Here is an 8679-nt window from a genome sequence, read left to right as displayed (position 1 = left end):
CGGCGCCACCCGGGCGGCCCGGGCGGTCGCTCGGACCACGGCCACGGGACGGAGCAGCAGCTGCCTGCTGAGCCAGTTCCTTGGCAGTGACGTCGCCCTTGTAGATCCAGACCTTCACGCCGATGCGGCCGAAGGTGGTCTTGGCTTCGTAGAAGCCGTAGTCGATGTTCGCACGCAGGGTGTGCAGGGGCACACGGCCTTCGCGGTAGAACTCCGAGCGGGACATTTCTGCGCCACCCAGTCGACCGGAGCAAGCAATACGGATACCCTTGGCACCCGCACGCTGTGCGGACTGCATGGCCTTCTTCATCGCACGGCGGAAAGCCACGCGGGAAGTCAGCTGCTCAGCAACGCCCTGGGCAACAAGCTGGGCTTCCATCTCGGGGTTCTTGACCTCGAGGATGTTCAGCTGGACCTGCTTGCCGGTGAGCTTCTCGAGCTCGCCGCGAATGCGGTCTGCTTCTGCGCCGCGGCGGCCGATGACGATACCCGGGCGGGCCGTGTGGATGTCCACGCGGACACGGTCACGGGTGCGCTCGATTTCGACCTTGGCGATGCCAGCGCGCTCCATGCCCGTGGACATGAGCTGGCGGATGCGGATGTCTTCGCGAACGAAGTCCTTGTACCGCTGGCCAGCCTTGGTGCTGTCAGCAAACCAGTGCGATACGTGATCGGTGGTGATGCCGAGTCGGAACCCGTGCGGGTTTACTTTCTGTCCCACTTAGCGAGCCTCCTCTTTCTCCGGGGTAGCGACTACCACGGTGATGTGGCTCGTGCGCTTCTTGATCTGAAATGCGCGACCCTGAGCACGCGGCTGGAACCGCTTCATGGTCGGGCCTTCATCAACAAACGCTTCGCTGATGTAGAGGTCTCCTTCGTCAAAGGCAACGCCGTCGCGGTCCGCGAGGACCCGTGCGTTTGCCATTGCCGACTGAACTACCTTGAATACCGGCTCCGAAGCTGCCTGTTCGGCGAACTTCAGAATTGCCAGAGCCTCATTCGCTTGCTTACCACGAACAAGGTTGACGACGCGCCGGGCCTTCATAGGCGTTACGCGGATGTGACGCGCAATAGCCTTGGCTTCCATTGCTTTCCTTCTCTCGTCTTAGCCGTAGAGCGAGCGCCTTAGCGGCGCTTGCCCTTACGGTCGTCCTTGACATGGCCGCGGAATGTCCGCGTGGGAGCGAATTCGCCGAGCTTGTGCCCGACCATCGACTCAGTGACAAACACCGGAATGTGCTTGCGTCCGTCGTGAACGGCAATCGTGTGACCCAGCATGTCCGGGACGATCATCGAACGGCGGGACCAGGTCTTGATGACGTTCTTGGTGCCCTTTTCGTTTTCCCTGGCGACCTTCACAAAGAGGTGCTGGTCTACGAAAGGACCTTTTTTCAGGCTGCGTGGCATGTGTCCAGGCTCCTATCGCTTGTTCTTGCCAGTACGGCGGCGACGAACAATAAGCTTGTCGCTCTCTTTGTTGGGGCGGCGGGTGCGGCCTTCACGCTTACCGTTCGGGTTGACCGGGTGACGTCCACCGGAAGTCTTACCTTCACCACCACCGTGCGGGTGATCGACCGGGTTCATGGCGACACCACGGACGGTCGGGCGAACGCCCTTCCAGCGCATACGGCCGGCCTTACCCCAGTTGATGTTCGACTGCTCGGCGTTGCCGACCTCGCCGACGGTAGCGCGGCAGCGCACGTCAACGTTGCGGATTTCACCGGAGGGCAGACGCAGCTGGGCGAAACGGCCTTCCTTGGCGACGAGCTGAACCGAAGCACCTGCGGAACGGGCCATCTTGGCGCCGCCACCCGGACGCAGTTCAACTGCGTGGATGGTGGTACCAACCGGGATGTTGCGCAACGGCAAGTTGTTGCCCGGCTTGATGTCAGCGTCGGGGCCAGCCTCGACGAAGTCACCCTGGGACAGCTTGTTCGGGGCGATGATGTAACGCTTGGTGCCATCAACGTAGTGCAGGAGGGCGATGCGAGCCGTGCGGTTCGGATCGTACTCGATTTCGGCAACGCGGGCGTTGACGCCGTCCTTGTCGTGGCGACGGAAGTCGATCAGACGGTACTGGCGCTTGTGGCCACCACCCTTGTGACGGGTAGTGATCTTACCGGTGTTGTTACGGCCGCCAGTCTTGTGCAGCGGACGCAGCAACGACTTTTCCGGAGTCGATCGCGTGATTTCGGAGAAGTCGGCTACGCTCGAGCCGCGACGGCCCGGGGTAGTCGGCTTGTATTTACGGATTCCCATAATTCATTTCCTCGTTAAAGTGGTCTCCGCTACGCGAGCGGACCGCCGAAGATGTCGATTGTGCCTTCTTTGAGGGTGACAATTGCACGCTTGGTGCTCTTGCGCTGTCCCCAGCCGAATTTGGTCCGCTTGCGCTTACCGGCACGGTTGATGGTGTTGATCGATTCGACCTTGACGGAGAAAATCTTCTCCACGGCCAGCTTGATCTCGGTCTTGTTCGAGCGGGGGTCCACCAGGAAGGTGTACTTGCCCTCGTCGATCAGGCCGTAGCTCTTTTCCGAAACGACGGGTGCAATGACGACGTCGCGCGGGTCTTTGATGGTGGCTGCACTCACTTGGCATCCTCCTCGTTCTTTGCCTTGTCAGCGATGAAAGCCTCGAACGCAGCCTTGGTGAAGACAACGTCGTCGGAAACCAGCACGTCGTAGGTGTTCAGCTGGTCTGCGTACAGAACGTGAACATCTGCGAGGTTGCGCACGGAAAGTGCGGCAACATCGTTGGCGCGCTCGATAACAACGAGCAGGTTCCGACGCTCGGAGACTGCACGCAACGCGGCCAGTGCTGCCTTGGAGGACGGCTTGGTGCCGGCAACCAGTTCAGAAACGACGTGGATGCGGCCGTTACGGGCGCGGTCGGACAGGGCGCCACGCAGTGCGGCAGCCTTCATCTTCTTGGGGGTCCGCTGGCTGTAGTCACGCGGCGTCGGGCCGTGGACGATGCCACCACCGGTCATGTGAGGAGCACGGATGGAACCCTGACGGGCGCGGCCGGTGCCCTTCTGCTTGAACGGCTTGCGGCCTGCACCGGAAACTTCGGCGCGGGTCTTGGTCTTGTGGGTACCCTGGCGAGCAGCAGCGAGCTGTGCGACGACGACCTGGTGCAGCAGCGGCACGTTGGTCTGGACGTCGAAGATCTCTGCAGGCAGGTCTACCTTGACAGTGCTAGTCATTTAACTAGGCTCCCTTCACGGCGGTGCGTACGAGGACGACCTGGCCGCGGGCACCGGGGACGGCACCCTTGATAAGGAGCAGCGACTTCTCGGCGTCAACAGCGTGAACCGTGAGGTTCAGCGTGGTGTGACGTTCTGCGCCCATGCGACCGGCCATTTTCAGACCCTTGAAGACGCGGCTCGGGGTGGATGCGCCACCGATTGAACCGGGCTTGCGGTGGTTCTTGTGCGCACCGTGGGAGGCTCCAACACCGTGGAAGCCGTGACGCTTCATAACACCGGCGAAGCCCTTACCCTTGCTGGTGCCGACGACGTCGATCTTCTGACCGGCTTCGAAGAGCTCAACAGAAAGCTCCTGGCCCAGTTCGTAAGACGCGGCGTCTGCAGTGCGCAGTTCGACGACGTGGCGGCGAGGAGTTACGCCAGCCTTTTCAAAGTGACCAGCCAGCGGCTTGGTGACCTTGCGGGGATCGATCTGGCCGTAGCCGATCTGAACGGCGACATAGCCATCAGTCTCTGCGTTGCGCAGCTGGGTGATGACGTTGGAGTCAGCCTGGACGACAGTTACCGGGATGAGCTTGTTGTTCTCGTCCCAGACCTGGGTCATGCCGAGCTTCGTGCCCAGCAGGCCCTTTACGTTACGGGTTGCGGTCATAGTTTTCTCAGCACCTCCCTACAGCTTGATTTCGATGTTCACGTCGGCCGGCAGGTCGAGACGCATAAGCGAGTCAACAGCCTTCGGCGTGGGGTCGATGATGTCGATCAGACGCTTGTGAGTACGCATTTCAAAGTGCTCACGGCTGTCCTTGTACTTGTGGGGAGAGCGGATAACGCAGTACACGTTCTTCTCCGTCGGCAGCGGCACGGGGCCCACTACCGTTGCGCCTGCGCGCGTGACCGTCTCAACGATCTTCCGCGCTGAAACATCAATGACCTCGTGGTCATATGACTTCAGCCGGATGCGGATTTTTTGTCCCGCCATGTCGCCTGACTCTCTTTCAGTCTGTGCTGCCCTCGAATAAAGGCTGCCCTGTTCACTTACGTGTTGTATGTGGCTGCCGAAGCATTTGAAGTAGTACTACCACCCGCCGCACAAGCTGAATCCGGAGGGATCCGGGTTCCTCAACTTGCCGGTGTAACCGACCCCCGCGGTCGGGCGTGTCGCGATTTCCACGCAAACGCGTCCGTATTCCTTTGGGGATCTGGGTTATGTTTGGGCTTCAGCTTGGACCCTGACACCCGGCATTATCCGGATCGGGACGCGAAGAAGCGCTTGAACAACTCACCTAGTATGCCGGAATTCCCCGGCATAAGCCAATCGGGCCTCCCTGACCATTGCCATCGGCACCTGCGCTCGGGATGATGGGGGCATGACCGTCCAAGATGCTGCCACTGTGGGGGATCTTGCAGGCCGCATCCGGCCGGACTTCACTTTGGGTGTCGCTGCCGCGGCCTTCCAGATCGAGGGCTCGCTCACGGCGGACGGACGCGGACCGTCGAGCTGGGACGCGTTTGCCGAGAAACCGGGCGCGATCGTCGACGGGCACTCCCCTGCAGTCGCCTGCGACCACTACAACCGCACGGACGAGGACATTGCCCTCATGCAGGACCTGGGCGTGGATTCCTACCGGTTCTCCCTCTCCTGGCCGCGAATCCAACCCGGCGGCAAGGGACCCATCAACCAACAGGGCCTGGATTTCTACGACCGCCTGATCGACAAGCTCCTGAAGGCCGGGATCTCCCCCATGGTGACCTTGTTCCATTGGGATACTCCCCTGCCGTTGGAGCACGACGGCGGCTGGCTGAATCGGGCGACTGCGGAACGGTTCGCCGAATACTCCGCCGCGGCCGCACACCGCTTCGGTGACCGCGTGGCGCAATGGGTCACCCTCAACGAACCGGTTTCAGTCGCGTTGCAAGGTTATGCGCTCGGTGTCCACGCTCCCGGCAGGCGGCTGCTCTTCGATGCCCTGCCGGCTGCCCACCACCAGTTGCTGGGGCACGGCCTCGCCGTCCAGGCGCTCCGCGCCGCAGGCGTGGCGGGAACTGTCGGCGTCGCCAATGTCCACTCTCCGGTCCGGCCCGCAAGCAAGCGGCTTGCAGACGGTCTCATGGCCAAGGCTTCGACCTCATCTTCAACCGGGTGTACGCCGATCCCATCCTCCTGGGGAAGTACCCAAAGCCGCCGCTCCAGGTAAGGCCTTGGTTCCGGGCCTTGGGCAAGGTCCGCGACGAGGACCTCAAAACCATCCACCAACCGTTGGATTTCTACGGCCTGAACTACTACTACCCCGTCAAGGTGGCCTCGGGCCGCGGCGACGGAACCGCCCACTGGAACACCCCGGACATGATGGCCAAGCTGCCGTTCCATCTGGCGGCGTTTCCCGAATACGAGACGACAGGATTCGGTTGGCCCGTGGCTCCCGAACACCTCGGAATCCTGCTGCGGGAACTGAAGGACCGCTACGGAGCAGCGCTGCCTCCGCTGTTCATCACGGAGAGCGGCGCGAGCTTTCCGGAACCGGACCACACCCAGGGTCCGGTGCACGACGCCGACCGCATCAGCTATCTTGCCTCGCACCTTGGCCAGGCCTTGAGGGCCACTGCCCCCGGCGGGATCGCCCACGACGTCGACCTTCTCGGCTACTACGTCTGGACGCTACTGGACAACTTCGAATGGGCCGCAGGCTATTCGCAGCGGTTCGGCCTGGTGCACGTTGATTTCGATACCCTCGAGAGAACCCCCAAGGACTCGTACTACTGGTACCAGTCCTTGAGCAAGGCGCGACGGGCTGATTCGAAGTCACTTTGTGGACCGATTGTGCTAAATCAGTCTTTCCTGTTCGCCCGATTGATGCGCTTGGCGCGCTCGATCTCGCGGCGGAAGTATTTCCTTCCCCACAACACCCCGGCTACCACAACAACCACCAAGACCAGAAAAATCAGCGTTCCCATTTCGCATTCCTCCCTTGAGGCAACGGTATCAGGGCGCAGTCCTGTTGAGGCGCCAGACCGCAAGGACAATCAATGCCAAGGCGATCACGGCGAGCATCGCGAAGGCATAGGAACGAAGGGCCCACATCACGCTGAGCGCAACACCCACGGCACCCCACCACACGAACGTGCGCTCGGCGAGGACAAGTCCGGCAAGCACTAGCACCGCAAATCCGACGAGGACCCATAGCTGCTGTGGCACAGTGCCCGGGAAGAGGCTTCCTGGCACTATCGAGAGGAGGCCTCCGAAGGACAACAAGCCTGAAGCGATCCCCCCTCTGATACGCCCCTCCAGCGTGTCCCCAACGTAATAGCGCACCCCTGCCAAAACCGCACCCAGGACCGCGAACCACTGCACCACCCAGAAGAACTCGGGCCTGGCTCCATGGACGAAGAGGACCGCCCGCTGTGCGGCTGAGAGCACCAGCACCGCACCGAGCTCCGCGACAGCGAATCTGATGGCGCGTGGTACCTCGAGGAAAGCCACGGCCACGGCAGCGCCGAGCAAGCACGTTCCTGCCACAGCGGTGTCATCGTGCAGTAGGCCTGCAGCTGCGGCCAGGGCAAATCCCCCTCCTGCTGTTACAGCGAGCGACAACTTGCGCACTGGGTGCGATCCCACGCCCGGGATCCGGGACCAACGGACAGCGTAAAGCACAGCGGCCGATCCTGCGCAGCCCAGGAGCCACGGCAGGAAATCCTCCCATTGAGCCCCAGACAGCCACAGGGGCCGAGCGTCATCCAGGACCGAAGCAGCCAAGACCGTAGCACCAACGAGGCTCGCGGCGGAGGCAAGCGGGTAGAAGCCCGGCATTCCCTCGACGTGGGAGGCCACGAAGCAGACCACCGCCAGCACCAGTCCAGCCATTCCCATGGCGGTGTCCGATACATCAACGGACGCCACCCCTCCGGCACCGCCGAAGGCCAGCGACGCCGCCAGCCAGAACCAACGTTCAGGGACGCCGCTTCCTGGTTGGACGAGTAGCCTCACGCAAGTCACCACGAGTGACATAGCGAGCAGCACCAGGGGCACCGCCGTGTGGCCCAGCAAGGGTTCGGCCAGCCAGGTCCCGGGAGGGAAGGACACCTCGGGTCCGGCCGCCACCACCACTGCAATCGACGCCGGAATGGTGAAATACACAGCGCCTCGGGCGGTGAAGATCCGATGAGCGACCACGGCGGAAACCAACAGCACGGCCAGCTCAAGCAGCAGCACCCAGCGGCCGCCGTCGTGGGCTTCCGGCTGAGACACAGACGAAAGGTACGTCGCCGGCAGCACTGCTTGCGCGCTGAGCGTCACCCACACTGCTGCTTGTTGGAAGGGAATCTGCTGCAATCGGTTCCGCATGAGCCCGCGGATGATGTGCTGCAACACCAGGACTCCCGCGAAAGTCAGCGACACCGCCGTGGCGGAGGCTGATACGTCGTGGGCAAATACCGCGGCAACGGCGGCCGTGAGAATCCTGGCGGCGATGAAGTAGACGCCCTTCGCCATGCGCGCGGGCACCGCAGCGACCATGACGCCGCTGAATACGGCGAAGATGGCAAGCAAAGCCTCGACCTCGTGAATGTGCCCACCGCGAAGCAATAGCAAGAGCGCCAACGTCGCCGGCGCGAAGACCGCGGAGGCGGCCTCGGTGCGAAGCAGGAACCCCGCCGCCACAGCCGACGCCGCCATGGTGATCGAGATCGCCACCGCCTGCCAGCTTCCGGCCACGGAGCCGTCGGAGTACCTCCCGGAGACGCTGACGACGGCGACTGCGCCGGCCATGAAGGGGAGCACCACGGCGGAATCGACTGTCGCAAGGCCCCGGTCAATACCGCGGACCGCCTCCACGAGGGGCGGAATCAGTTGGACTGTCAAGGCGACGAACACCACGGTGGCAAGTTGAAGCCTCTCCCCCGCCACCACCAAATCGCCTCCGTCCCGGAGCAGCTGCAGATAGCCTGTGCCGGCGAGCAGGGTGACGAGCGCACGGGCTGCCCACCAATAGCTGCGGCGATGCAGGGTGCGGGGAAGGCGGAGCGCCTGAACGGCGAAGTACAGCGCACCGACGAGCAACACCGTGTTTCCCAACGACACGGACACTGCCCCGAAGGACAACGCCCCCGACCAGGCAAATGCCGCCGGGGCGAGGAACTCGACCACCCTTCCGGTCCTCACGGCGTCGCCCACAGCTTTCGGGAACAGCGTCAAGCCGAGCAAAGCGACTGCAAGGACATGAATCACCACGGCCGATACAGTGAGGGGCTGGCCCGATGCTTGGTCCAGCAAAAAAAGCAAAGGCAGCGCTGCCATGCCGGTACCGGCAAAGGCTGCGAGGCAGGCGGTCGGCGCGAAGGTGCTGACACCCGAGCGGACCAGCGCAGCCTCCAATAGCAACTGAAACGTCACTGCGGCGAGGAACGCCAGGACGACGGCGGCAAGGCGCTCGGGAGTCTCCGGCACTACCGCCGCCGTCGCTGCCGGGACACTG

The 8679-nt window shown here is 62.8% G+C and carries 8 protein-coding genes and 2 pseudogenes; 1 reads left to right on the top strand and 9 read right to left on the bottom strand.

What is annotated here, in order from left to right; translation table 11 throughout:
* From rpsC to rpsJ, 8 genes are all read right to left on the bottom strand, one after another.
* The coding region (rpsC, locus tag AHiyo1_RS01330) for a 30S ribosomal protein S3 (RefSeq protein WP_059387363.1) at positions 1-721 on the bottom strand (721 nt) is incomplete at its 3' end.
* On the bottom strand, positions 722-1087 hold the full coding sequence (rplV, locus tag AHiyo1_RS01325; protein WP_028265103.1) for a 50S ribosomal protein L22: 366 nt from the start codon (positions 1085-1087) through the stop codon (positions 722-724). It lies immediately after the preceding gene.
* Positions 1088-1125: 38 nt separating this feature from the next.
* Positions 1126-1407, bottom strand: coding sequence for a 30S ribosomal protein S19 (rpsS, locus tag AHiyo1_RS01320; RefSeq protein ID WP_018773666.1), 282 nt, complete (start codon positions 1405-1407; stop codon positions 1126-1128).
* A 12-nt stretch (positions 1408-1419) separates the two neighbouring features.
* Entirely contained in the window at positions 1420-2259 is an 840-nt protein-coding gene (rplB, locus tag AHiyo1_RS01315) for a 50S ribosomal protein L2 (RefSeq protein ID WP_028265104.1), read from the bottom strand.
* 29 nt (positions 2260-2288) lie between these two features.
* A complete protein-coding gene (gene rplW / locus AHiyo1_RS01310; protein ID WP_059387362.1) occupies positions 2289-2594 on the bottom strand; it encodes a 50S ribosomal protein L23 in 306 nt (101 codons plus the stop codon).
* Positions 2591-3208, bottom strand: a complete 618-nt coding sequence (gene rplD / locus AHiyo1_RS01305; protein ID WP_059387361.1) for a 50S ribosomal protein L4 — start codon at positions 3206-3208, stop codon at positions 2591-2593. The genes rplW and rplD overlap by 4 nt, the downstream gene beginning before the upstream one ends.
* Positions 3209-3212: 4 nt before the next feature.
* Positions 3213-3863: a 50S ribosomal protein L3 gene (gene rplC / locus AHiyo1_RS01300; protein WP_059387360.1), complete on the bottom strand. Its 651-nt coding sequence runs from the start codon at positions 3861-3863 to the stop codon at positions 3213-3215.
* Between the two features lie 18 nt (positions 3864-3881).
* Positions 3882-4190 (bottom strand): 30S ribosomal protein S10, encoded by a 309-nt coding sequence (rpsJ, locus tag AHiyo1_RS01295; RefSeq protein WP_003803825.1) that lies wholly within the window; start codon positions 4188-4190, stop codon positions 3882-3884.
* A gap of 388 nt (positions 4191-4578) precedes the next feature.
* Here rpsJ and AHiyo1_RS01290 point away from each other — a divergent pair.
* A pseudogene (locus AHiyo1_RS01290) lies at positions 4579-5996 on the top strand (GH1 family beta-glucosidase); the annotation flags it as partial.
* A 195-nt stretch (positions 5997-6191) separates the two neighbouring features.
* Here AHiyo1_RS01290 and AHiyo1_RS01285 read toward each other — a convergent pair.
* A pseudogene (locus AHiyo1_RS01285) lies at positions 6192-8679 on the bottom strand (hypothetical protein); the annotation flags it as partial.

The sequence above is a fragment of the Arthrobacter sp. Hiyo1 genome (genome assembly GCF_001263615.2).
Classification (GTDB): Bacteria; Actinomycetota; Actinomycetes; order Actinomycetales; family Micrococcaceae; genus Arthrobacter.
Note: the sequence above shows the minus strand (reverse complement) of the source record. Positions and strands in the feature narration are given on the sequence as shown.